The organism is Pedobacter sp. UBA4863, from assembly GCF_002399615.1.
In the GTDB taxonomy this organism is placed as follows: domain Bacteria; phylum Bacteroidota; class Bacteroidia; order Sphingobacteriales; family Sphingobacteriaceae; genus Pedobacter.
Window position 1 is genome coordinate 26,553 of sequence record NZ_DHDZ01000059.1, and the last position, 22,122, is coordinate 48,674.

22 protein-coding genes and 2 tRNA genes are annotated in these 22,122 nt (G+C 37.9%); 11 read left to right on the forward strand and 13 right to left on the reverse strand.

The genetic code is table 11. From position 1 onward, the window contains the following. Nucleotides 1-461: 461 nt before the first annotated feature. Together B3I52_RS14835 and B3I52_RS14840 are read right to left on the reverse strand one after the other, a co-directional pair. Nucleotides 462-606 (reverse strand) — tRNA-Asp (locus tag B3I52_RS14835). A 54-nt stretch (nucleotides 607-660) separates the two neighbouring features. Then, nucleotides 661-770: transfer RNA gene (locus B3I52_RS14840), tRNA-Asp, on the reverse strand. Nucleotides 771-965: 195 nt separating this feature from the next. Between B3I52_RS14840 and B3I52_RS14845 the strand changes: the two genes are divergently transcribed. Then, nucleotides 966-1,442, forward strand: coding sequence for an Lrp/AsnC ligand binding domain-containing protein (locus B3I52_RS14845; protein ID WP_293302683.1), 477 nt, complete (start codon nucleotides 966-968; stop codon nucleotides 1,440-1,442). 138 nt (nucleotides 1,443-1,580) lie between these two features. Here the strand turns inward: B3I52_RS14845 and B3I52_RS14850 are convergent, their stop codons facing one another. Continuing rightward, a complete protein-coding gene (locus tag B3I52_RS14850) occupies nucleotides 1,581-3,869 on the reverse strand; it encodes a Tex family protein (RefSeq protein WP_293302686.1) in 2,289 nt (762 codons plus the stop codon). A gap of 468 nt (nucleotides 3,870-4,337) precedes the next feature. Between B3I52_RS14850 and hflX the strand changes: the two genes are divergently transcribed. Continuing rightward, the gene (gene hflX, locus B3I52_RS14855; RefSeq protein ID WP_293302688.1) at nucleotides 4,338-5,537 is read left to right on the forward strand and encodes a GTPase HflX; all 1,200 of its coding nucleotides are present in this window, start codon (nucleotides 4,338-4,340) and stop codon (nucleotides 5,535-5,537) included. 94 nt (nucleotides 5,538-5,631) lie between these two features. Here the strand turns inward: hflX and B3I52_RS14860 are convergent, their stop codons facing one another. Then, nucleotides 5,632-5,988, reverse strand: coding sequence for a four helix bundle protein (locus B3I52_RS14860; protein ID WP_293302691.1), 357 nt, complete (start codon nucleotides 5,986-5,988; stop codon nucleotides 5,632-5,634). A gap of 159 nt (nucleotides 5,989-6,147) precedes the next feature. Here B3I52_RS14860 and rbfA point away from each other — a divergent pair, with 159 nt between their 5' ends. The 4 genes from rbfA to B3I52_RS14880 all read left to right on the forward strand — a co-directional run bounded on the left by rbfA (nucleotide 6,148) and on the right by B3I52_RS14880 (nucleotide 8,508). Next, nucleotides 6,148-6,543 (forward strand): 30S ribosome-binding factor RbfA, encoded by a 396-nt coding sequence (gene rbfA / locus B3I52_RS14865; RefSeq protein ID WP_293302694.1) that lies wholly within the window; start codon nucleotides 6,148-6,150, stop codon nucleotides 6,541-6,543. Further along, nucleotides 6,536-7,171: a PAQR family membrane homeostasis protein TrhA gene (gene trhA, locus B3I52_RS14870; RefSeq protein ID WP_293302697.1), complete on the forward strand. Its 636-nt coding sequence runs from the start codon at nucleotides 6,536-6,538 to the stop codon at nucleotides 7,169-7,171. The genes rbfA and trhA overlap by 8 nt, the downstream gene beginning before the upstream one ends. 264 nt (nucleotides 7,172-7,435) lie before the next feature. Continuing rightward, complete coding sequence (locus B3I52_RS14875; protein ID WP_293302699.1) at nucleotides 7,436-8,089, forward strand: TonB family protein; 654 nt, start codon at nucleotides 7,436-7,438, stop codon at nucleotides 8,087-8,089. 2 nt (nucleotides 8,090-8,091) lie between these two features. Next, nucleotides 8,092-8,508 carry a hypothetical protein gene (locus B3I52_RS14880; protein WP_293302701.1) on the forward strand — a complete coding sequence of 139 codons (417 nt, stop codon included), beginning with the start codon at nucleotides 8,092-8,094 and terminating at the stop codon, nucleotides 8,506-8,508. Here B3I52_RS14880 and B3I52_RS14885 read toward each other — a convergent pair. Further along, nucleotides 8,473-9,351, reverse strand: a complete 879-nt coding sequence (locus B3I52_RS14885; RefSeq protein ID WP_293302703.1) for a diacylglycerol/lipid kinase family protein — start codon at nucleotides 9,349-9,351, stop codon at nucleotides 8,473-8,475. The two genes, B3I52_RS14880 and B3I52_RS14885, sit on opposite strands and share 36 nt — an antisense overlap. 52 nt (nucleotides 9,352-9,403) lie before the next feature. On the opposite strand from B3I52_RS14885, the gene B3I52_RS14890 reads away from it, so the two are divergent. From B3I52_RS14890 to aat, 3 genes are read left to right on the forward strand one after another with little or no spacing between them, the layout of a single operon-like run. Then, complete coding sequence (locus B3I52_RS14890) at nucleotides 9,404-10,381, forward strand: App1 family protein (protein WP_293302705.1); 978 nt, start codon at nucleotides 9,404-9,406, stop codon at nucleotides 10,379-10,381. Nucleotides 10,382-10,388: 7 nt separating this feature from the next. Continuing rightward, the gene (locus tag B3I52_RS14895) at nucleotides 10,389-10,787 is read left to right on the forward strand and encodes an META domain-containing protein (protein ID WP_293302707.1); all 399 of its coding nucleotides are present in this window, start codon (nucleotides 10,389-10,391) and stop codon (nucleotides 10,785-10,787) included. A gap of 6 nt (nucleotides 10,788-10,793) precedes the next feature. After that, nucleotides 10,794-11,429: a leucyl/phenylalanyl-tRNA--protein transferase gene (aat, locus tag B3I52_RS14900; protein WP_293302709.1), complete on the forward strand. Its 636-nt coding sequence runs from the start codon at nucleotides 10,794-10,796 to the stop codon at nucleotides 11,427-11,429. Nucleotides 11,430-11,497: 68 nt separating this feature from the next. Here the strand turns inward: aat and B3I52_RS14905 are convergent, their stop codons facing one another. From B3I52_RS14905 to htpG, 5 genes are all read right to left on the reverse strand, one after another. Further along, complete coding sequence (locus B3I52_RS14905) at nucleotides 11,498-12,103, reverse strand: TlpA family protein disulfide reductase (protein WP_293302712.1); 606 nt, start codon at nucleotides 12,101-12,103, stop codon at nucleotides 11,498-11,500. Nucleotides 12,104-12,105: 2 nt separating this feature from the next. Next, complete coding sequence (locus tag B3I52_RS14910; protein ID WP_293302715.1) at nucleotides 12,106-13,137, reverse strand: M28 family peptidase; 1,032 nt, start codon at nucleotides 13,135-13,137, stop codon at nucleotides 12,106-12,108. A gap of 36 nt (nucleotides 13,138-13,173) precedes the next feature. After that, on the reverse strand, nucleotides 13,174-13,878 hold the full coding sequence (locus tag B3I52_RS14915; RefSeq protein ID WP_293302717.1) for a DUF4397 domain-containing protein: 705 nt from the start codon (nucleotides 13,876-13,878) through the stop codon (nucleotides 13,174-13,176). Nucleotides 13,879-13,990: 112 nt separating this feature from the next. Next, a complete protein-coding gene (locus B3I52_RS14920) occupies nucleotides 13,991-15,220 on the reverse strand; it encodes a metallophosphoesterase (protein ID WP_293302720.1) in 1,230 nt (409 codons plus the stop codon). 156 nt (nucleotides 15,221-15,376) lie between these two features. After that, nucleotides 15,377-17,260 (reverse strand): molecular chaperone HtpG, encoded by a 1,884-nt coding sequence (gene htpG / locus B3I52_RS14925; protein ID WP_293302723.1) that lies wholly within the window; start codon nucleotides 17,258-17,260, stop codon nucleotides 15,377-15,379. A gap of 403 nt (nucleotides 17,261-17,663) precedes the next feature. On the opposite strand from htpG, the gene B3I52_RS14930 reads away from it, so the two are divergent. Continuing rightward, entirely contained in the window at nucleotides 17,664-18,896 is a 1,233-nt protein-coding gene (locus B3I52_RS14930) for a M16 family metallopeptidase (protein ID WP_293302726.1), read from the forward strand. Between the two features lie 138 nt (nucleotides 18,897-19,034). Next, complete coding sequence (gene def / locus B3I52_RS14935; protein WP_293302729.1) at nucleotides 19,035-19,592, forward strand: peptide deformylase; 558 nt, start codon at nucleotides 19,035-19,037, stop codon at nucleotides 19,590-19,592. 49 nt (nucleotides 19,593-19,641) lie between these two features. On the opposite strand, the gene B3I52_RS14940 is transcribed toward def, so the two are convergent. The 3 genes from B3I52_RS14940 to B3I52_RS14950 are packed head-to-tail and all read right to left on the reverse strand — an operon-like array spanning nucleotide 19,642 to nucleotide 22,066. Beyond that, nucleotides 19,642-20,712, reverse strand: a complete 1,071-nt coding sequence (locus B3I52_RS14940; protein WP_293302731.1) for a hypothetical protein — start codon at nucleotides 20,710-20,712, stop codon at nucleotides 19,642-19,644. A 36-nt stretch (nucleotides 20,713-20,748) separates the two neighbouring features. Further along, complete coding sequence (locus B3I52_RS14945) at nucleotides 20,749-21,513, reverse strand: HEAT repeat domain-containing protein (protein WP_293302733.1); 765 nt, start codon at nucleotides 21,511-21,513, stop codon at nucleotides 20,749-20,751. Continuing rightward, nucleotides 21,503-22,066, reverse strand: coding sequence for an RNA polymerase sigma factor (locus tag B3I52_RS14950; protein WP_293302734.1), 564 nt, complete (start codon nucleotides 22,064-22,066; stop codon nucleotides 21,503-21,505). The genes B3I52_RS14945 and B3I52_RS14950 overlap by 11 nt, the downstream gene beginning before the upstream one ends. Between the last annotated feature and the right edge of the window lie 56 nt (nucleotides 22,067-22,122).

Here is a 22,122-nt window from a genome sequence, read left to right on the forward strand (position 1 = left end):
TCCAAGAGGGGGACACATGGTGCTTAAGCATTTTGCATATCCCCCTCTCCGAGGGGGCAGGGGGAGGAAAATAACATTTTCCAATATTTGTGTCCACACGATAGGTGTAAGCGGGAGGATTTTTTTGTTAAAATGGTTTTATCTTTTGAGATGCGTTGAAATATTATTAGTTTTTTCGTTAAAAAAGTATATAAATGATTATTTTGTACCTTTGTCTTTTCGTTTTTAACAAAATCTACGTCATTGTTGGGCAGCTTTTATCCCAATTGTTTGAACAAGCAACCTTAAGGCTGCTTTAAGGTTTACGTGCCGAATTGCTTTGCGCCTTGCAGCGACGTAAGTGGCTTAGATGAAAGCTGAAAAATGATAAAAACAAAGTATGCTCTTTGAAAATTAATAGAAATAAAAAAAAGCGATTCAATCCAGAACCGCTTTCTTAACTAACTTATTATTTATAAAAATGGCTGTTGGGGAAGGAGTCGAACCTTCAAGGGGTAGTTAGCTACAGTTCAAAAATTAATTTGTGGTCAACCCATAAACTGCGTTTATCCCATAATCCCCACCACCGAGACAAGGAGGTGTGTCTGCCAATTTCACCACCCAACATTTTAAATGTTTTAAGTTGTATGTCGTTACGTTTAGTTAACTATAACTTAAAAGCTGTAGGGGAAGGAGTCGAACCTTCATAGAGTGGTTGTGCCGTTGCCGGATTTCCCAAATTCTCTACCACCGAGACAAGGAGGTGTGTCTGCCAATTTCACCACCCTACATTATTTTAGTTTTTCAATCTCCAGTTTTGATTAACAATTACGAATTGCTAACCGAGAACTGCGGGCCGCCTACTGGCTTTTGCTTGATACAAATATAGGCCGTTTACCAAATACATTGCAAATTTTTTAATGATTTAATTTTATTTTTATTATATTTTCATTTATATTTATAATTCATTGCTAAAAATATAATTTATGCTAAAAAAGGAAACACAAAATTTCGAAATTGACAACCTCGATATACAGATACTTACGCAATTAATGCAAGATGCGACCAAACCTTATACAGAAATTGCTAAAGAACTCATCGTTTCTGGAGGTACAGTGCATGTGCGTATGAAAAAACTGGCCGATATGGGTATTATCAGGGGCTCTCATTTAATTATCGATCCGCGGAAAGCTGGTTATGATATTACGGCCTTTTTGGGTATTTATTTAGAAAAGGGTTCGTTGTACAAAGATGCTGTAGAACAATTAAGCAAAATTAAAGAAGTGGTAGAGCTACATTACACCACGGGGGCTTATAGTATGTTTGCTAAAATTACTTGTAGAGATACCGATCACCTGCGTCACGTGCTTAACGAAGAAATACAGGCAGTAAAAGGTATTCAGCGTACCGAAACACTTATTTCGTTAGAAGAGAGTATTAAGCGACAAATAGAGCTTATGTAGTGTTGATGTTTAGCGTTTTTTTACCTACAGATGCACAGCTGATATTTTAATATGCTGTAGTTATATTTTAATCAACGTAGTGCATTTGTAGGCATTATATAATGCACACGGTTATAAAGATGTTTAAGTAGCCATTGGCTACTTAAACATCCCTTTCAATTTTGCCAATTTAGCTTGCAAATCACCATCAACTTCTTTTTCTTTTTTATGTGGATTTTGGTTAAATGGTTTACGAGTTTGCTCGTTGCGTTTCTGTACCTCATCTTTATTCCTTGCTCCTTGTTCTTTGTCCTTGGCAACGCCATCCTCTTTCATCGACAAAGAAATGCGTTTGCGCTCAACATCAACATCGGTTACGGTAACTTGTACCACTTGGCTTACTTTTACCACTTCGTTAGGGTTGGCTACAAATCTGTTGGCCAACTGACTGGTATGCACCAAACCATCCTGATGAACGCCAATATCTACAAAAGCACCAAAATTGGTAATGTTGGTTACAATTCCTTTCAGCTTCATCCCTTTTTTCAAATCTTCAATGCTGTTTACGCCATCGGCAAAGCTAAAAGCCTCAAATTGCTCACGTGGGTCGCGACCCGGCTTGGCCAATTCTTTCACAATATCTTGCAGAGTTGGTAAACCAACTTCGGAACTCACGTACTTTTGTAAGTTAATTTGCTTTTGTAATGCTGTGTTTTTCATCAACTCTGCTACAGAAACAGCCAAATCTTTAGCCATTTGTTTTACTAAATCGTAACGCTCTGGGTGTACACCACTGCTGTCTAAAGGCTGTTCGGCATTGCGGATACGCAAAAAACCAGCCGCTTGTTCAAAAGCCTTTTCGCCCAAACGCGGTACTTTTTTCAAGCTTGCTCTGTTTTTAAAAGCCCCATTAACAGTGCGGTAATTGATAATATTTTGTGCTAAACTTTCACCTAAGCCAGAAACGTAGGCTAGAATTTGTTTCGATGCCGTGTTCAGTTCAACGCCAACAGCATTTACGCAACTCATTACGGTATCATCTAAGCTTTGTTGTAATTTATTTTGGTCAACATCATGCTGGTACTGACCAACACCAATAGATTTCGGGTCAATTTTTACCAATTCTGCCAAGGGGTCCATCAACCTACGGCCAATAGAAACCGCACCACGCACCGTAACATCATGGTCGGGAAATTCTTCTCTGGCCAAAGGCGATGCCGAGTAAATTGAAGCACCACTTTCGTTCACCATCACGATAGTTACGTTGGCTAACTTTAAACCACGCACAAAAGCTTCGGTTTCTCTGCCAGCAGTTCCATTTCCAATAGCGATGGCTTCAATCTCATATTTTTCGCAAAGCTGATTAATTTTCCACTCCGCGTCTTTAATATTTGCTTGACCAGTGTGTGGATAAACGGTAGTATTTTCCAATAAAATTCCCTGTCTATCTAAACAAACCACTTTACAGCCGGTTCTAAAACCTGGGTCAATGGCCATTACATTTTTTTGCCCTAGAGGTGCCGCCATTAACAACTGACGAGCATTGGCTGCAAAAACTCGGATCGCTTCTTCGTCTGCTTTTTGTTTAATTGCTGCTCTTAGTTCGGTTTCCATAGCGGGGCGAAGTAAACGTTTGTAACCATCGTAAATGGCCAATTCTACTTGCTGGCTGGCGCTATTATTTCCAGTGATAAATTGTTTTTCTAACAATAAAATAGCCTCTTCATCTGGTGGCAATACATCTAGTTTTAGCAAACCTTCTTCTTCGCCACGTAACATGGCCAAAACACGGTGCGATGGTGCATTCTTCGCACTTTCTTCCCATTCAAAGTAATCTTTGTATTTAATAGCTTCGGTTTCTTTGCCTTTAGCTACTACACTTTTGTAAGTTGCTTTTTGCTCAAAGTACTTGCGCATTTTGGTTCTCGTGTCTGCGTCTTCGTTAATGATCTCGGCAATAATATCCCTTGCGCCAGCTAAAGCTTGGTCGGCATTTGCTAATCCCTTTTCACCATCAATATAAGCAGTGGCTTCGTTTTCTACATCGATGCTGCTTTGTGCTAAAATACGCAAAGCCAAAGGTTCCAAGCCTTTTTCTCTCGCTACCGATGCCTTGGTTTTACGTTTTTGTTTATACGGTAGGTAAATATCTTCCAAAATGGTTAATGTTTCTGCAGCGTTAATTTTCTTCTCAAGCTCGGGCGTTAATTTTCCCTGTTCGGTAATTGATTTTAAAACCGCCTCCCTGCGTTTGTCTAGTTCTTTTAGCTGCTGTGCTAAATCTCTAATTGCAGCAATCTGCACTTCATCTAAACTGCCCGTTAACTCTTTGCGGTAACGAGAAATAAAAGGCACCGTTGCCCCTTCATCTAAAAGCGTTAATGTTGCATTAACCTGTTTGCTATTGATGTTTAACGTGGTAGAGATATGTTGTAGGTGATTGTTCATTGTTAGTTTTAAAAGCGGTAAATTTAATATTATTAATCTTAAACCGAGATTAAATTAGCCACAGATGCACAGATTAAATTGTAGCCGATTGGTATGTTTTAAATCTGCGCATCTGTGGCCGACATGTGCTGTACGTGATTTGTAATCGCGAACCCCGTGCATTTGTAATGCACAACGGTTATAGTAAATTAAAAATCTGCCGATAGGACTTCGGAATTGCAAATTCCGAAGAGCGAGTGAGGTGGTTCTTGGCAAGGTTGCGGTTTTCCTAGCTTAAGGATTAAAACCATTTAGCCACAGAATAAATTAATTTCATTCAGTCGTTTTTAAATCTGTGCATCCCGTAATCGGGATAAATGCTGTGACCGATAAAACATCCCGCATTTTGAGGTGTTATTCAAGTTGTCAATCAAATCGTAAGTTTAAAAATCGTAAATCGTAAATCCATTCGTATCTTTGTAGTAATTAATGGGAAGACAGAAATTTTATGATACAGCGTCCAAGCAAGAGCGGGCGATTTTAGTAGGGGTGGCTTTGCCCGGCGAAAAGCCAGCGCAAACCCAAGAATATTTAGATGAGCTGGCTTTTTTAGTGAATACGGCAGGTGGCGTGGTAGAAAAAACTTTTACCCAACGTATGCAAAAGCCAGACCGTGCTACTTTTGTGGGTACGGGTAAGTTAGAAGAAATTCAAACTTATGTAAAGGTAGAAGAAATTGATATTGTAGTGTTCGATGATGAGCTTTCGCCATCGCAACTGCGTAACATTGAAAGAGAACTAAAGGTTAAAATCTTAGATAGAAGTAACCTCATTCTCGATATTTTTGCTGGAAGAGCGCAAACTGCACAAGCGAAAACGCAGGTAGAACTAGCGCAATTACAATATTTATTACCTCGTTTAACCCGTATGTGGACCCACTTAGAGCGACAAAAAGGGGGTATTGGGATGCGTGGCCCAGGCGAAAGCCAGATTGAGAGCGATAGAAGGATGATTTTAGAGAAAATCACTTTGTTAAAAGAACGCTTAAAATTGATTGACCGGCAGAACGAAACACAACGTAAAAACCGCGGACAGCTCATTCGAGTGGCTTTGGTAGGTTACACCAACGTAGGTAAATCAACCATCATGAACATGCTTTCTAAATCTGATGTGTTTGCAGAAAATAAATTGTTTGCAACCCTAGATACTACGGTGCGCAAGGTGGTGATTGAGAATTTGCCTTTCTTACTCTCAGATACGGTAGGGTTTATTCGAAAACTCCCACACCATTTGGTAGAGTGTTTTAAATCTACACTAGACGAAGTTCGCGAGGCTGATATTTTAGTGCATGTGGTAGATGTTTCGCATCCGAATTTTGAAGACCAAATACATACGGTAAACGAAACTTTAAAAGATTTAGGTGCCAGAGATAAGGAAACTATTATGGTGTTCAATAAAATTGATGCCTATGTTGCACCAGAATTTGATAATTTGGTAGATGTGGATGAACAGCGTGAGCCATTAACTTTAGCAGATTTCAAGAAAACTTGGATGGCACAACATAATTCACCGGCAATCTTTATTTCGGCTACGAAAAAAGAAAATTTAGAAGAGTTTAGAACATTATTGTACGATAAGGTGAAGGATATTCATACGACGCGTTATCCGTATGATAAGTTGCTATATTAGAAATAACCAATAATCAAGCAGCAATTGCCAAATTAGTTAGATGCTGATCATCAATAAACAAAAATCAAACTAGCGATAACATTATAGCATATTCCTAGCTCGATTTTTTAATGATTGCGTTGAAAATAAGGGTGAGTTGTCCAGCTTCGTCAATGAGCTTGCTTTTGATGTCGTCTAAATAGGGCCTGTCGTTAATGTCTATCAGATTTAGCCAAAGCTTGGTTTCTTTAGCTTCTTTTCGACAAATTTTTATTCTATAAACGAAATCTACTTTGCTTAAGCTCTCATTTGCTTCAATATAGTTTGCAGCAACAGAGCCAGAGGACCTTATTACTTGTTTAATGTCTTGTGCGTTGGCTATGTTTAGAGAAACATCTTTGCAATAACTTCGTACAGCTTTTGCAAAAAGAAAAGTTCTGTTCTCTAAGTCAAAATTTGTTGGGTTGTTCATTAATTAAATATAAGTATTTTTACATCCCAATTTAATACCCAATATCTTTTAAGTTTTTTGAAACGAGGTAAAACAGGTTTGGATAGCAAGTATTATGGTTTGGTAATTGGAATTTGATTATTGGTAATTGAATATTGTGATTTGGTAATTTATTAAGATATGGAAAGTAACAGACAAAAGAAGTTTGCAGGATTATTACAGGAAGAATTAGCGTCAATTTTTCAGCGTGAAGGCGCTGCTTACTTGCCAAATACATTGGTAACGATTACTAAGGTGCGTGTATCGCCAGATTTGGCGGTGGCTAAAGTTTACCTTAGTTTCTTAAATACAAACAATACGAGCTTATCGGTAGCTACGGTAAATTCGCATGCGGGCGAAATAAGGTATAAATTAGGGGCTCGTATTCGCCACCAGGCTAGGGTAATACCAACCTTAACTTTCTTTGTTGATGATACCAACGAATATGTAGAGCGTATGGATCAAATTTTTGATAAAATAGCAAAAGAACGCTCAGAGAAAGATACCGACGGTAGGGAAAACGGCGAGAATGAATAAATACATCCGCGAACCCGGAAATTTTATTACCCATTTCTTGCCTGCGGTGTTGGCATTGCCAGGCCTGTATTTACTGCTTCAAAAATCGACAACTATATTTGAAACTACCGCTGCGCTGGTTTACGATGGTGGTATTTTACTGCTTTTTAGCGTAAGTGCCATTTATCATAGCGTGCCTAAAACAGCATATGGCATTAGGTTTTGGCAAAAATTTGATCATTGTTGTATCTATTTAATGATTGCAGGCTCATTTACGCCCACTGCACTAATTGTTTTTGATGGTTGGTTGCGTTGGTTGTTGTTTGGCTTGGTGTGGCTAATTGCAACTTTAGGCTGCCTGCTTAAAATTTTCAATAAGTTAAAAAAGGGCAAACTCTCTACCAGTCTGTACATTGCCATGGGCTGTTTAATTATTCCGTTTATGGCAAAGATGATTGAAACTGTACCAGCAATGGGCTTGTTTTGGTTGTTTTTGGGCGGCCTTTTCTATATTGGCGGTACTTATTATTACGCAAAAGATAAGCCTTTACACAAATATTTGCATAGCCACGAGTTGTGGCATTTGTTTGTGAACTGTGGGGCTTTAGCTCATTTTTTATACAACTACTTATACGTGTTTAAAGGGTGATTTGGCCCTGAATAAGTTCTAAGGGGCTAATTTTGAGATGGAGCTGAATTGGTATAGGCGGGAAGCCTTAGGCTTTGGAAAGGTCTTTCTTAGATAGTAGCATTGCCTTAAGTTTAATAAACCCGGTTGTAGCGAACACGAAGTAAAGCGTAAAACGGGGCTTTAGGATGATAGCATTACTGTTAGTGCTTTTCTGAAAAAATTAATTGAGCAATAAAACCAATGCAAGTTTTATGCTTTGCTTAATAATTCGTAAATTTAGGTATGAGCCGATTGATGTTAATTTTCTTGATGACTTTGTCATTCCAACTAAACGCTCAACAACCTACCCTTAAAAATGGCCTGGAAGCGTTTGTGAAAGTAAGTACGATTTACCCCATATATGCCAAAGAAAACTGCATTGAGGGAAGTGTGGAGGTGGCGTTTAAAATAAATAAGAAAGGCGAGATTACCTACGCAGGAGTAACTAAAGGCATTGGTGCAGATTTAGATGACGAGGCACTGCGCTTAATTAAACTGACGAGTGGGAAGTGGACTGTGCCTGTTGGTTACGATACCACTTTCCTTATTCGTGCGCCGATGAAGTTTTCGTTAGAAGATTATGGTTGCGAAAAAATAAACCCGGCCAGTGTGGGCCTGGCCATAAAGCAGTACAATGATAACTTGGTTTCGCTTAAGAAGATTACTGATTTTTATAAAAACCTAGCACAAGGGGTAGCAAATGTGGTAGAAGAAGAGAAAATTGTTGCGTTGAAGGAAGAAATGGGAATTGACGACGCTTACCTGACAAGAAAAATAGCTATTGCAGAGAGAAAAATTAGTCAGGGCGATTTGCAAAGCGCTTGCGAAGATCTTAAGTTTGTGAAATATATGGGCGCTACAAAAGCGGATAAGCTGCTTGCCAAATATTGTAACTAAACATGCGTGTACTTCTTCGTGTATTTTCTTTTCTAGATCTCATATCATTGGTTTTTATGGCGATGCAGCTGTGGGCTGTAGCAAAGCATTTTTCTCAATTTACGCTGCTTTCGGAGAAGATTCAAGGTCTGTTAATGTTTCCTATGTTTGTACTGGTGGCAATTGGGGCCTATGGTTTGTTCTTTCAAAAAAGATATGGCTTTATTAGCTACTACATTCAATTTCTTTTTAGGTTGTATTTGTGGGTTTTCTCTATAGGATTTATCACTTTACTGCCAGAGGCTTTTAGTAATTACGATGATAATTGGTTCCCTATTTTATTGAAGGTTTGTTTTGCTGCCGAGTTTGTGCGGCTGTACCTTACGGTTAAAGCACATTATAAATTAAGGCATAATCACGCTAATGGCGTTTGGGAGTAATTTAGCTTCTACTTTGTTGGTTTTGCCCAAATATTCGCCATCTACCTGAAAATGTACTTTGTGTTTAGTGGTAATTTGCACTGCCGAGGCCTGGAAGCGTTCAATTTTTTTAGGGTTCCAAGGTAGCTTGCTGATCCATATTTTTAGGATTTCCATTACGGCATATTCCTTGATTAAAATTATTTCAAAAACATTGTCGTTTAATTTGCCGTTTGGGTTTATTTTTAAACCTGTGCCGTACTTGGTTGCATTGGCAATAACTACCATTGCTGCATCGGTTTTAATGTTGCGATTGTTTATTTTAAACTGTACCTCCATTTTTCGGTGGTTCCAAAAGGCATGCCATGCAGATTTTGCGTAGGTTAACATCCCTCGGGTAGGTAATTCGTCGAATTTTTTAACGAGATAGGCGTTAAAGCCAATATCTGATAGGTGGATACAAAGTTCGTTATTAACTAATGTAGCATGTATTTTTTGAGTGTGGCCTGTAATAACAAGTTCTAGTGCTTCTTCAATGTTTAACGGAATACCTAGTTCTTTAGCCATGCCATTGGCAGAGCCAGCCGGAATAATGCCGATGGGTGTTTCGGTATTTAACAGGCATTCGGCAACCAATTTTAAAGTGCCATCGCCGCCTACGGCAATAACTTTATCTGCTTTTGTTTTGTCGATTGCTTTTTTTACCTGTTCTACGGTGCATTTGCGGGGCAGTTCAAATAGCTCAATGGTTATTTCGCTTTTGCTGAAATAATTGATAATAAGCTGGCTAAGGCTTTCGTCTTTATTGCCAGAGCCTTGGTTTACTACAAATAGCAAACGTTGTTTATGGTTTTTATAGGTCATCTAAATAATATGATATAAAACAACATTTGTGGTACTCTGTTTTAAATATTAGATGTCGAAAAAAAGAGCTCAAGTAAAAATATATCATGGTTATGGCCACACCCATAATTTAGTGGTGTATGGGCATGTTTTTAAATATAGAGCTAAGGCAAAACAGCGCTATAAAAATGGTCTTTTTGTTAATTTGATGCACGTTTTTAAGCTTTTTGTGCTCAAACCCTATCCTTTTGCTAAGGTTCGGCTAAGTTTTAACGGACAACAGGTGATTACTAACGCGGCTTATGATGGTTTTTTTAAATTTGAATGGGCAGCAGAGAAGAATGTGGGGGCTGGCTGGCATGAAGTAAATGTAACTGCCTTTAATGAAGAGGGTAAAGAAATAGCAACATCAAGCGGTAAGCTTTACATTCCGCACATTACGCAGTACGCTTTTATTTCTGATATTGATGATACGATGATGGTGTCGTACTCGAAAACCATTGCTAAAAGATTGAAAGAGCTATTATTAAAAAATCCAAGAACTCGAAAAACATTTCAATCTACGAGGGCTCATTACGAACTTTTGGCAAATGCACATACCACAGTTCAACAGCCCAATCCGTTCTTCTACGTGTCTAGCAGTGAATGGAATTTGTACGATTATTTGGTAGAGACTTTTCGCTTTAACGGTTTTCCGGAAGGGACATTTTTGCTGAATCAGTTAAAACGATGTAAAGATTTACTAAAAACAGGGAAAACAGGACACGAGGGAAAATTGATGCGCATTATGCGTATTATAGATGCGTTTCCGAACCAGAAGTTTGTTTTTTTTGGCGATAACTCACAGAAAGACACAGAAATTTATGCTAAAATTGCTCAAAAGTATGGTGAAAATGTAATTGCTATTTATATTCGAAACGTAAGAAAATCTAAATTATTCGAAACACAAAAAATATTGAATAAATTAGAGGACAAAAACATTAGTACTTGTATTTTTGAACATAGTAAAGATGCCATTGCACACTCCAAAAAAATAGGTTTAATTAACTAGAAATAATATGAAGAAAATTATGATGGCTTTGTTTGTAGTTTTTGCACTACAAGCCTGCACCAAAGATTTAAAATTGATTACCCAAAAAGATACGAAATGGGAGCTTGGCGAATGGCCTGGGAAAGCCTTGCCAACCGCAGCAAAAGCAACGCTAAATATTACGGCCGGAAATAAAATTGGTGGCAAGTCTTTCTGTAATTCTTACGGAGGCAGTGCCGTAATTAATGGCAATGCCATACAGTTTAGCAAGATTTTTGGCACTAAAATGTATTGCGAAGCGGTAGCCGATGCAGAAAATAGATATTATGCAGACCTAGAAAAAGTAACAGCTGGCAAAGTTTCGGGAAATAAGCTTTACTTGTACCAAAACGAAACGTTATTGATGGTTTTTGTGAAAACGGAATAACCTTCCATGGTTTTCAGTTTACCTGTTGATGAAATTGTATTTCCAGACCATGCGTTAGCCAATGAAGATGGCTTGCTTGCCATTGGTGGCGATTTAAGTGCCGAAAGATTAATTCTGGCTTATCATAACGGTATTTTTCCGTGGTTTAGCGAAAACGATCCTATTTGTTGGTATTCGCCACATGAGCGGTGCGTAATTTATCCCGATAGGATTAAGGTGAGCAAAAGCATGAAGCAAACTTTGAAAAATGGCAGCTTTAAAGTAACGGTTAATCTAGCTTTTGAAAAGGTGATTGCCAATTGTGCCAAAATACCTCGTAAAGACCAGCCTGGCACTTGGATTACCAAAGAAATGCAAGAAGCTTACCTCAATTTACATAGATTAGGTTGGGCGCACAGCGTGGAAGTTTGGCAAAACGACCATTTGGTGGGCGGACTTTATGGTATAGCCGTTGGCAATGTATTTTGCGGAGAAAGTATGTTCAGCTTGGTAAGTAATGCCTCAAAAACAGCCCTAATTTTCCTTTGCCAACAAACAAATTTCGAATTGATAGATTGCCAGTTGCCTAACGACCATTTACTAAGTTTAGGTGCCGAAATGATAGACAGGAAAACGTATATGAAATTTTTTAATAACCAATAATCAAATTACAATATCCAAACTCCAAGACTCATCTGCGAAATAGGCAGTTACTTTCAAAATGCTTTTCTCTATCCTTTGGGGAGAGATGCCGAAGGCAGAGAGGGATTTCTCAGCTTCTCTATAAAGGCTACAAATTTCTTGCTGTTGTAATTTGCTGCTCCCTCGTGTTTAAAAGATAAACGCCCTTGCTTATCGAAAACTACCGTAGTAGGTAACGAGCCTGCAAAAAGCTGCTCTGGAACGCTGCTGGCCATTTGATATACGGGCATGGTATATTCTCGAGATTTCATATAGCCCGTTGCCTTTTCAAAATTGTTGTCGGCGTCTAGCATAATAAAAACCACATCGGCATTGTTCTTATGCTGTTCGTACAATTTATTAATCGATGGCATTTCTGCTAAGCAAGGCGGGCACCAGGTAGCCCAAAAGTTAACGAAAACTACTTTGCCTTTTAATTCGTTTAGGGTTACTGTTTTCCCGTTTTGGTCTTTAAACCTTAAATCTAGCGATGGGCTGGTTGCCACTTTTTCCGTTTCTACGTTAGGATTGAATAAGCCTATTTTCATTAGGCCTTGCAGTAATAAAGCTTTGGCCGATGGAACGAAGAGTAGCAATGCCAAAATAGCTATAAAAATACCGTTTGAAATATACTTTTTGATGTCCTTTTTCTCCATTTCTAATTACTTAACGCTAGCAAAGTTAGGTAAATGCCATCAATAACTTTTGCCATTCTATTAATATCTAGCGTTTCTAGCTTATCTGTCTTTTTATGATAATTTTTATTCCTATAAAATGAGGTGTCGGTAATCATTAGTGCGCTGTAACCAAAATTCCAATAGTTTAAATGATCCGAAAAATCAATTCCGGGCAATGCTTTTGGACCAGTAAACTTTTTTGTGCTGATTGTTCTGGTTTTTTTAAAGTTATTGCTAAACTGTCGGGCAAATTTTCCTTTACTAAACTTATTTACCAAGGTAATATAGTTGCCTTTGCTGCCGTAAAACCAAGATAAAATGCCAAGCGGATATTCTTGGCTTTTCTTTTCGTCTTTAAAGTAGCCAATCATTTCTACCGATAACATTCCAAAAACGTTTGTTTGGTGTTCTGCTAAGTATTTGGCATGAACGTAGCTCCCCATGTGTTCGGTTCTAAAATAGGGCGGTTCTTCTAAGGTGTAGGCAACCAAATCAATCCTTTTATTTAGTTTTTTCTCTTTTAATTGTCGAGCTAGCTCTAGCAGGCCAACTACACCGCTTGCATTGTCGTCTGCTCCTTCTTGGTTACCACAAACATCATAATGGGCGCCCACAATTATACGTTGTTGGTTTGCTGTACCAAAAGAACAAATTACGTTTTTGTACATCTTGCCATCTACTTCGTACTCTTGAAAAGAAACACTATCGCTATATTTCAGGAAATCGGTTTTGATATAATCTGCAATGGCGTTTAGTTGTGTTAGGTTTTGGTGGTTTCGATAAGCAGGTGTTTTGGTAATGTTCTTGAGATGATTTTTTAAGATAATGGTATCGGTGTTAGCTTGGCTATGATAACTCCATAGTAGGAGAATAATACTAAATAGAAACCTTGTCATATAACCGAATTTACCTTGGCTTAAATGCTTGTTAGCTAAAGGTAATAATAAAGCACAAAAAACGCCAATGCAATAGAAGAAACCTTGTTGCTTAGACAATTTGCGGTTTCTCGACATTGCATTGGCGATGGAGTATTTTGCTTTTAAGAGACGTTAGTTGTTGCTGTGTACAAATATTTTAGAAGAAAAACCTGTATCGCCAGTGTTAGCTTTAAGGCCTTTGGCGTAAATGGTGTAAATTTTTCCTTCTTCAATTTTTTGGGTAACAGTTGTTTCGGTAGTGCCATTAGTAGCGTCTTTTATGTTAAACGTTACGCTTTGTGCGGCATCAATAGGTTCAAAATCGCTATGTTCCTTAAACGCTTTGCCAGTAACTAAATCTGTTGCAGCACCATCTATATTTAGATTTAAAGTACCGCCGTCTGGGCTTAAGTTTACGAAGCGAATTTTTGCTTTTCCGGTAGCTGGTTTCTCTAAATTATCTTCAAGCATTACAAGTTCGATATCTTCTAAAGTATTTGCTACAAAAAGCGAATAACCTATTTGTGGTTTAAGTACGTGTTGTAGGCTCTTTAACGAAGTGAGGCTTCCTTTTTTAGTTACATTGAAGGTTCTATTTCCCGAATAGGCACTTAAATAGCCAATTTTATCACCAAACTCGAAATCGAAATTCTGATTAGTTCTAGAATTATCTACATACACGTCTAACAATTCGGTAGTAGGAGATGCTTGGATAACGTTTAGTCCAGATACTTGAATTGGTTCATAATTATTGTCCATTTTAGAACAAGAAACTAAACCTAACGAAAGCACTAACGCCGTAGCGATGGCTTTATACTTTAACGAAAATTTCATCATGATATAAAATAATTAAAATAACATGGCTTTTGCCATTAACTCATACCTCTAATACGAACGCTATTACAAAAACGCTACAATCTTAGTAATGTTTTTTGTTTGCCGCTGATTTTTAAGTGGTTGTTTTTGCCTTTCTAAGTTCGATGACCGTAATTTCTGGCCAAATGCCTACTCTTCCAGAAAAGCCGATGAAACCAAAGCCTCTATTTACGTTCAAAAACCTGTTGTTTTCTTTTTTAACGCCAGCCCAATGCTTATAGCGGAACTGAACGGGGCTCCATTTTAAGCCAAAAGCTTCTATTCCAAATTGCATTCCGTGTGTATGGCCAGCCAAGGTTAGCTGTATTTTCGAAGCATGTTTTTTTACCTGTGCTTCCCAATGTGTAGGATCGTGAGATAGTAGGATTTTAAAATCATCTTTTGTTGTTCCCCGAAGGGCTTTTTCTAAATCTCCACGTTCGCCAAAACCCAAGCCCCAATTTTCTACGCCAGCTAAGGTAATTTTCTGATCGTCTTTTTTAATCTCTACGTGTTCATCGAGTAACAACCTAAAGCCAATTTGGGCATGATATTTCTTTAGCTGTTCTAAATTCTCTCTTTTTGCAGCGTTATTTGGCCAAGCGGTATAATCGCCATAGTCATGGTTGCCCAATACAGAAAACTGACCAAATGGGGCTTTAATTTGCGAAAAATGGTTGAGGTAAGGTTTTATTTCTTCGGCCTTATTGTTTACCAAATCGCCGGTAAATACAAACAAATCTGCCTGTTGGCGATTAATTAAATTGATGCCTTTTTGTACCGCCTTAGGATTCTTTAAACTACCGGCATGTACATCAGAAATCTGCACTACTTTAAAGCCGTCGAATACGTGTGGCAAGTCATCAAAATGTAGCGTATGTTTAATAACCCTATAAGCATATTTGCCTTTAAAAATTCCATAGATAAAAGCTAAGATGATTAACAGGCTTAATAGCATTCCTAAATATATAGCGTTTAATGGTCTTTCGGCATAACTAAAATTTCCTTTAGCAAGGTAGTTAATGCTTGCTGTAGCCAATCTATAAATGTCTGTTAGTAATGCTGTTAATATTAAAACAAGTAAAGAAACAAAGTAAACCAGCAGGGTGTGTGCGCTAATTTTAAACATGGTATTAAACCCATCTACACTAAGCCGAACTACGCTAAACGAGAACACGCCTAGCAGTGAGATTGGAAAAGCCCATAGCCAAGGTAATACTGGCGCAGCAATAATGGGCGCCAATACATTTAAGGCGTAACCATTAATGGATAGAAATACCAATGCAAATATTAGTATTGGCACAAATGGAATTTTTCTTCTCATGTTTTTAATTTTTAAACCCCTTTAAGGCACCTTAGTTGTTGGATGAAAGAAATTAACCCTAAACATAAAACCGCCATTGTTTTATAAATTTACAATGGCGGTTTTAATAAAATTCCCTTTTGGATTTGCTCCCACGTATATTGGAGCAATTTAGGGTTAAATTAACTCAACGCTGCGGCTAACAAATGCAGTTAGTTCTGCACCAGTTAGCATACCTTGAGATAGCAAGGCCAAATCAACCGCTTGTTTGGCAAATTTACTTTGCTCTTCTTCGCCAGCAGCTAAAATTTTGCTCACCAATTTATGATTGCCGTTAATGGCCACTTTGTAGCTATCAGGCATGTTGCCGTAGAAACTCATTCCACCGCCCATTTTAGCCATGTCTTTCATTCTACGCATAAACTCATCCATAGTAATGGTTACAGGCGCATCGTCTGGGTTTAAGCCAACCACCTCTACGGTATAACCTGGTTTGGTAATGGCTTTTTCGAAAATGCCCTTAACCGTAGTAGATTGTTCTTCGCTCAATACCGATTCTAATTTCTCGTCTTTCTCAATTAGCTGGTTAGCTACCGAAGCATCTACACGTTTCCATGAAGTTTTTTCCAGTTTTTGCTCCATACTGCTCACAAAGTGATTGTCGATTGCCGAATCCATTACCAGCACATCGTAACCTTTTTTCTCCGCAGCTTGGATAAAACCATCTTGCTTATCTAAATCAGTAGCGTATAAATAAACTACGTTGCCATTTTTATCTGTTTGTGCAGCACTTACTTTTTCTTTGTATTCCTCAAGTGTAAAGGCTTCTTTTTTAGTGTTGGTTAACAAGGCAAAGTCTTTTGCTTTTTCGTAGAATTTCTCCTCGCTAATCATACCGTATTTCACGAACAGGCCAATATCGCCCCATTTCTCTTCAAAACTTTTGCGGTCTGCTTTAAACAGCTCGTTCAACTTATCAGCTACTTTTTTGGTGATGTAATTATTGATTTTCTTCACGTTGCCATCAGCCTGCAAGAAACTTCTCGAAACGTTCAAAGGAATATCCGGACTATCAATTACACCGTGTAGCAACATCAAGAACTCAGGTACAATATCTTTCACTTCATCGGTAATAAATACCTGGCGAGAGAACAACTTGATTTTGTTACGTTGCATGTCGAAATCTTCTTTCAGCTTAGGGAAGTACAATACACCCGTTAAGTTAAAAGGATAATCAACATTTAGGTGGATCCAGAACAATGGGTCATCAGAAAATGGATATAATTGCTTGTAAAAATCTAAGTAATCAGCATCTGACAAATCTGCAGGTGCTTTGGTCCAAATTGGGTTGGTGGTATTTACAATGTTATCAACTTCAACCGATGTATATTTAGCTTTTCCTTCCTCATCAACGCCATCTTCTACGCTGTCTGTTTTAGTGCCAAATTTAATGGGTACAGGTAAAAACTTAGCGTATTTATCTAAAATTTCTTGCAGTTTATGCTCGCTTAAAAACTCTTCGCTTTCTGCGTTTATGTGTAAAATAATATCGGTGCCGCGAGTAGTTCTTGTTCCTTCCGAAATTTCAAATTCAGTACTGCCATCGCAAGTCCATTTTGCAGGTTCAGCGCCATCTTGGTACGATAAAGTATTGATTTCTACCAAGTCGGCAACCATAAATGCAGAATAGAAACCTAAACCGAACTTACCGATAATCTCGTTAGCATCTTTAGCATCCTTAAACTTCTCTACAAACTCGCTGGCACCCGAGAAAGCCACTTGGTTAATGTATTTTTTGATTTCTTCGGCAGTCATCCCCAAACCATTATCGCTAATGGTAATAGTTTTTGCTTTTTCATCCAATTTCACTTCTACCAAAGGTTGGCCAACCTCGCCGTTAAACTGACCTAGAGCGCCTAAGCGTTTAATCTTTTGCACCGCGTCAACCGCATTAGAAACTAATTCCCTTAAAAAGATTTCATTGTCCGAATACAGGAATTTCTTGATGATTGGGAAAATGTTTTCTGTGTGTATGGAAATACTTCCTTTTTCTGTTGTCATATCTTAAAAAATTTTTTTGCTTATACACATGTTTATCAAGGCTTGTTCCAAAGTGAAATATAGGTCAAAGTGGCAGGGTGTTTTAAATTTGAAAAGCAGTTCCGGTAATTCTTCGGTTTCGAAAGTCCCGCTTTCCGCTTTACTTTGGGGCAAACACATAGGTTTGCCCCTACGTGTTCGCTTCAATCGGGTTTGATTAACAAAAAACAGTGCTGTAAAACCGTGCAAATCTCACAAGCATATCGCAGATTATCATTTACAATAACAAAGCTTAGTGTTCTTTGTGTCTTCGTGGTTAAAATTCAATTTACTAATCTTTAAACAATCTATATACTGTAAAATTATCGTATTTGCCAAACTCCCCTTTAGGGGTTGGGGGTTAATCTGTATCTTTGCCGCTTCAATGGAGTACAACGTACATACACTTAAAAATGGCATCCGTATTTTGCATGTTCCCACTGCCTCGGCAATATCGCATGCCTGTATTTTAGTTAATGCTGGCTCCCGCGACGAAGAAGATGCACAAATGGGTTTGGCTCATTTCATCGAGCATCTTATTTTTAAGCGTACCGAAAAGCGCAATACTACTCAAATTTTAAACAGATTAGAAAGTGTTGGTGCCGACTTAAACGCCTACACCACCAAAGAATATACCTGTATTCATGCTTCTTTTCTTCGTCCTTATTTAGATAGAACTTTAGAACTTTTTAACGATATCGTTTTCCATTCTACCTTTCCAGTAGATGAGATAGAAAAGGAAAAGGGCGTGGTTTTAGACGAAATTGCATCTTACCTAGACCAGCCCGAAGAAGCCATTAACGACGATTTTGAAGACATTCTTTTTAGAGGGCATCAATTTGGTAGAAATATCTTAGGTACTCCAGAAACGGTTTCCCGTTTATCTAAAAAAGATATTCAATCTTTTATTAAAAGTAAATATCGTACCGATCAAATGGTGATTGCTGTTTTGGGTAACTATTCGTTAAATAAACTGGTTAAAATAGGGGAGAAGTACTTTGCTGAAGTTCCGGGAAATACAAATGCTAGCCCTAGAATAGTACCTCCTATTAATTCTTCATCACATCAAATAGTTGATAAACAAATTGCCCAAAGCCATTGCATGATGGGTACGCAAACTTATTCTTTACACCACCCTTATAAAACGGGTTTGTTGTTGTTAAATAACTTGTTTGGTGGCAACGGAATGAGTTCGGTTCTTAACCTGCAGCTACGGGAAAAATACGGTATCGCTTATACTATCGAATCGGCGTATAGCCCACTTTCTGATACGGGGATTTTTGCCATTTACTTTGGCACCGACAAAGAAAAAGCCGAAAAGGCGATGCAGCTTATCCGTAAGGAAATGAACAAGCTAAAACAAAAGCCGTTAACCGAAATACAGTTGCATAAAGCACAAAATAAGTTTATTGGGCAAATTGCTTTAGGAGAAGAGAACAGAATAGGATTGATTATTGCAATGGCAAAAAGCCTGTTAGACTATAACCAAATTGACAGTTTGGAAGCAGTGTTTCAAAAAATTAGACAAGTGAGTGTTTTAGATATGAATAACATCATCCACGATGTGTTTGATGAAAGTAAGTGGACCAGCCTGTTATTTAATCCGACGGAAGGATAAGGGTCTTAAGCCTGCATCTTTTACCTTAAACCTGAAATTTGTACCTTTGTAGCATGAACCATGATGGTTTACGTTTCTTGAAAAAGAATTCCCAAAACCATCATAGCTCACCAATCATTAGAAAAGATAAAAACAACGATGAAATTATCAATTGTAGCCTATGGCGATCCAGTTTTAAAGAAGGTTTGCGAACCCATAGACGAAAATTACCCGAATTTAAACGAGCTGATAGCAAATATGTGGGAAACCATGTACAATGCCAGTGGCGTTGGTTTGGCTGCACCCCAAGTTGCTTTGCCAATTCGTTTGTTTGTGGTTGATACCGGTGATATTGATGACGAACCTCGTTACAAAAAAGTATTCATCAATGCACAGATTTTAGAAGAAACCGGAGAACCTTGGGGCTTTACCGAAGGTTGTTTAAGTATTCCTGAAATTAGAGAAGAGGTTTTTCGCAAACCGAACATTTTGATTAGCTATTACGATGAAAACTGGACAAAGCACGAAGAACAGGTTTCGGGTTTTGCAGCTCGTGTAATACAGCATGAATATGACCATATTGAAGGCAAGTTGTTTACCGAAAAAATAAATATGTTGCGTAAACAGTTGATTAAAGGAAAGCTAGATAAGATATCGAAAGGTGAAATCCATCCAGATTATAAAATGAAGTTTCCAAGGCAGAATAAAAGAAGATAACAGAAAGCCCCAAAATATTTTGGGGCTTTCTGTTTATAGTTTGTGTGGTTTATTTTCGTAAATAGATTTTACCGTAAGTAGATTTAAGCACAATTTTCTCTCCTCCACCGTTTAGTTTGCCATTTATTATTGTACCTCTGCTTGAGAAGGAACTAGAAATAGGGAAATCATAAGTAAAACCAGTGCCAGATACAGTGTTAGTTGGCTTTAATGTTTCTGTCAGCTTTCCACTAACGATAGAGGATGCCGTACTTTTAGCTTTAAGGTGTTTGCCTTCAACTGTTGTTGGATGAGTACTAATTATCGGGGCAGGTTCACCGTTTACAATTACTTCGTTAATACCTTTAGTTTTGATGTCTTTTACAAGCACTTGTGGAGAGGAATTGTCAGAAACAATTACAGTAGCAGGTTTTCCTCTTACACTTATCGCATTTAGATACTGGTTCTCGTTAGATTGCTTCTCTTCAACTACTAATTTTAAATCTTTTGCTGCGTACAAAGTTTCGTACATGGTGTTAATAGCCATATCCGCTTTAGTGTTTTCTGGTACGGTAACATCAATAAAGCCATACACCGAAACCAAAGAGATGGGTCCTTTAAAAGAAGGGGTTAATTTACCTTCGATGTTGCCACGAAGCGTTTTAATGCTAACTGGGCCAGTAACATTTTTAAGGCTAATGTGTTCGTATTGGGTAGAAGCATCAATCTCTGTTTTTATATTGCTTAACGTAATTACGGTAGAATCTCCTTGCATTAATCCAGCTGTTTTTATAGATAACGCTACATTTTGTGGAAGTTTTACGGTTAAGCTAAGCTCTTTTTCTATTGCAGCCACAAATGTTATATTGTCTTTTTCTGTGATGCTAATTCCAATGCCGGTATTATCAAAGCCAAAGTTACCTAGTGCACTTAGACCCGCTGCTCTTGGGTCGTCAGTTTTTTCTTTTGTGCCAGTTGCAGAAAAAATAATTTCTTTTCCTTCGTAACCTTCAACTTTTAGGTTAGAAATATTGTTTAACACTAATTTTCCGCCAGTTTTTGCTAGCTTAAACTCTTTTTGCGCCAATGCTTGTACTGCTGTAAAGAGCAATATCGAAGCTATAATTTTCAATTTTTTCATCTGTATAGTTTTTAATGATGATGTTCTTCTGTTTGCTTAATTATTGTTCGTTAATAAGGCATAATAAACCTGTTCTTTAACAGCTTCTACCGTAAAAGGATTGTTGGCCATGGCAATCAATTTATCAGTAGTTTGTGGGCTGCTGCTGTTGCCCATTATCTTTACCAGTTCTAGCTGTACAATTGGATCTTTTTGCTTGCTCAATCCAACCATCAACTGTTCATGGATATATTTATCGTTTGAGAATGTTGATAAAACCTCTAAAGCGGCTAACCTTACATTGTCGTTGCCGTCTTCGTTAAAAGTTCTGCAAAGTTCAATCTTCATTTTTTCATTTAAAGTAGTTAATGACCTAGCTTTTATAAGGGCATCCATTCTTTTGGCAACCGATGAGCTATCGCTTAAACCTGTATAGATTTCTTGATATGCCTCAATCTTTGGGTGATGAGCGACAAAGTTTCTTTGTTTACTAATCGTGCTTTTTTGTTTTATAGGCTCAACTTCTACCGTAGAAATAACAGGTTGTTCAATACTTTCATTCTTATTTGATACAAGCAACGGTGCGGTGTTGGTTAGCTCACTTTTTTCTTGCGAAAGAAACAAATAAGCTCCGGTTACTATAAACAGCGAGCAAGCAACTGCCAACCAAGTGTAGATAAGTTTCTGCTTTTTCTGCGTTTGTACCTGTTGGCGCGCTTTTAAATTACCTAAAATATTGCCTAGCATGTTTGGAGGCAAAGCTTCATTCTCAAAAGCATCTTTATGCTCTTGAATATATTGCTTAAAAAAATCACGTTCCATAGTATGCTTTATCTTTTAATGCTGTAAAAATTTTTTTCTTCGCTCGATGGTACTGACTGCGTACTGTTGCATGGCTAATGCCGAGCATTTTTCCTATTTCTTCTTGTCCAATATCTTCAAATAGATGTAATGAGACAATGGTTCTGTAACCGTCGGGCAAATTGGCTATTGCCTTTTTAATATCCTCAATTTGGCACTGAAAAAGGAACTCTTCGCTAATGTCAATTTCTTCGTCTGCAACTGTTTCCAACTGGCTTTCATCAGTAAAAACCATTTTTCTTTTTCGCAAGGCAGATATTGCTTGGTTCAGGGCAATCCGTTTTAACCAACCCTCAAAGTTGCTTTGGTTTTTTAACTTACCAAGCTGCTCAAAAGCTGTACAAAACGCTTCCTGTACTATGTCTTCGCTTTCCGCAGTGTTGCCCATTACCCTAAAAACGGCATGATAAATACGCTTTGCATATTTATTGTATAGCAGGGCATAGCCTTTTTCTTCGCCGGCTAAACATTGCTTTACCAGTTCTTGTTCGTTTATAGAGATACTCAGGTGCAAGGGTTAAAACTTATTTCTACTAATTTCTTAAAACTTTGCGTTATTCTAGCTTTTAA

Bases quoted from the DNA above. Each gene is read 5' to 3' on its own strand.
- B3I52_RS14895 (WP_293302707.1), top strand. From the start codon at position 10,389: ATGAAGAAAATTATGATGGCTTTGTTTGTAGTTTTTGCACTACAAGCC.
- rbfA (WP_293302694.1), top strand. From the start codon at position 6,148: ATGGAAAGTAACAGACAAAAGAAGTTTGCAGGATTATTACAGGAAGAA.
- B3I52_RS14845 (WP_293302683.1), top strand. From the start codon at position 966: ATGCTAAAAAAGGAAACACAAAATTTCGAAATTGACAACCTCGATATA.
- B3I52_RS14880 (WP_293302701.1), top strand. From the start codon at position 8,092: ATGCGTGTACTTCTTCGTGTATTTTCTTTTCTAGATCTCATATCATTG.
- trhA (WP_293302697.1), top strand. From the start codon at position 6,536: ATGAATAAATACATCCGCGAACCCGGAAATTTTATTACCCATTTCTTG.
- B3I52_RS14850 (WP_293302686.1), bottom strand. From the start codon at position 3,869: ATGAACAATCACCTACAACATATCTCTACCACGTTAAACATCAATAGC.
- B3I52_RS14875 (WP_293302699.1), top strand. From the start codon at position 7,436: ATGAGCCGATTGATGTTAATTTTCTTGATGACTTTGTCATTCCAACTA.
- B3I52_RS14930 (WP_293302726.1), top strand. From the start codon at position 17,664: ATGGAGTACAACGTACATACACTTAAAAATGGCATCCGTATTTTGCAT.
- aat (WP_293302709.1), top strand. From the start codon at position 10,794: ATGGTTTTCAGTTTACCTGTTGATGAAATTGTATTTCCAGACCATGCG.
- B3I52_RS14945 (WP_293302733.1), bottom strand. From the start codon at position 21,513: ATGGAACGTGATTTTTTTAAGCAATATATTCAAGAGCATAAAGATGCT.
- B3I52_RS14905 (WP_293302712.1), bottom strand. From the start codon at position 12,103: ATGGAGAAAAAGGACATCAAAAAGTATATTTCAAACGGTATTTTTATA.
- B3I52_RS14940 (WP_293302731.1), bottom strand. From the start codon at position 20,712: ATGAAAAAATTGAAAATTATAGCTTCGATATTGCTCTTTACAGCAGTA.
- htpG (WP_293302723.1), bottom strand. From the start codon at position 17,260: ATGACAACAGAAAAAGGAAGTATTTCCATACACACAGAAAACATTTTC.
- B3I52_RS14885 (WP_293302703.1), bottom strand. From the start codon at position 9,351: ATGACCTATAAAAACCATAAACAACGTTTGCTATTTGTAGTAAACCAA.
- B3I52_RS14890 (WP_293302705.1), top strand. From the start codon at position 9,404: ATGTCGAAAAAAAGAGCTCAAGTAAAAATATATCATGGTTATGGCCAC.
- B3I52_RS14915 (WP_293302717.1), bottom strand. From the start codon at position 13,878: ATGATGAAATTTTCGTTAAAGTATAAAGCCATCGCTACGGCGTTAGTG.
- hflX (WP_293302688.1), top strand. From the start codon at position 4,338: ATGGGAAGACAGAAATTTTATGATACAGCGTCCAAGCAAGAGCGGGCG.
- B3I52_RS14910 (WP_293302715.1), bottom strand. From the start codon at position 13,137: ATGTCGAGAAACCGCAAATTGTCTAAGCAACAAGGTTTCTTCTATTGC.
- B3I52_RS14860 (WP_293302691.1), bottom strand. From the start codon at position 5,988: ATGAACAACCCAACAAATTTTGACTTAGAGAACAGAACTTTTCTTTTT.
- def (WP_293302729.1), top strand. From the start codon at position 19,035: ATGAAATTATCAATTGTAGCCTATGGCGATCCAGTTTTAAAGAAGGTT.
- B3I52_RS14920 (WP_293302720.1), bottom strand. From the start codon at position 15,220: ATGAGAAGAAAAATTCCATTTGTGCCAATACTAATATTTGCATTGGTA.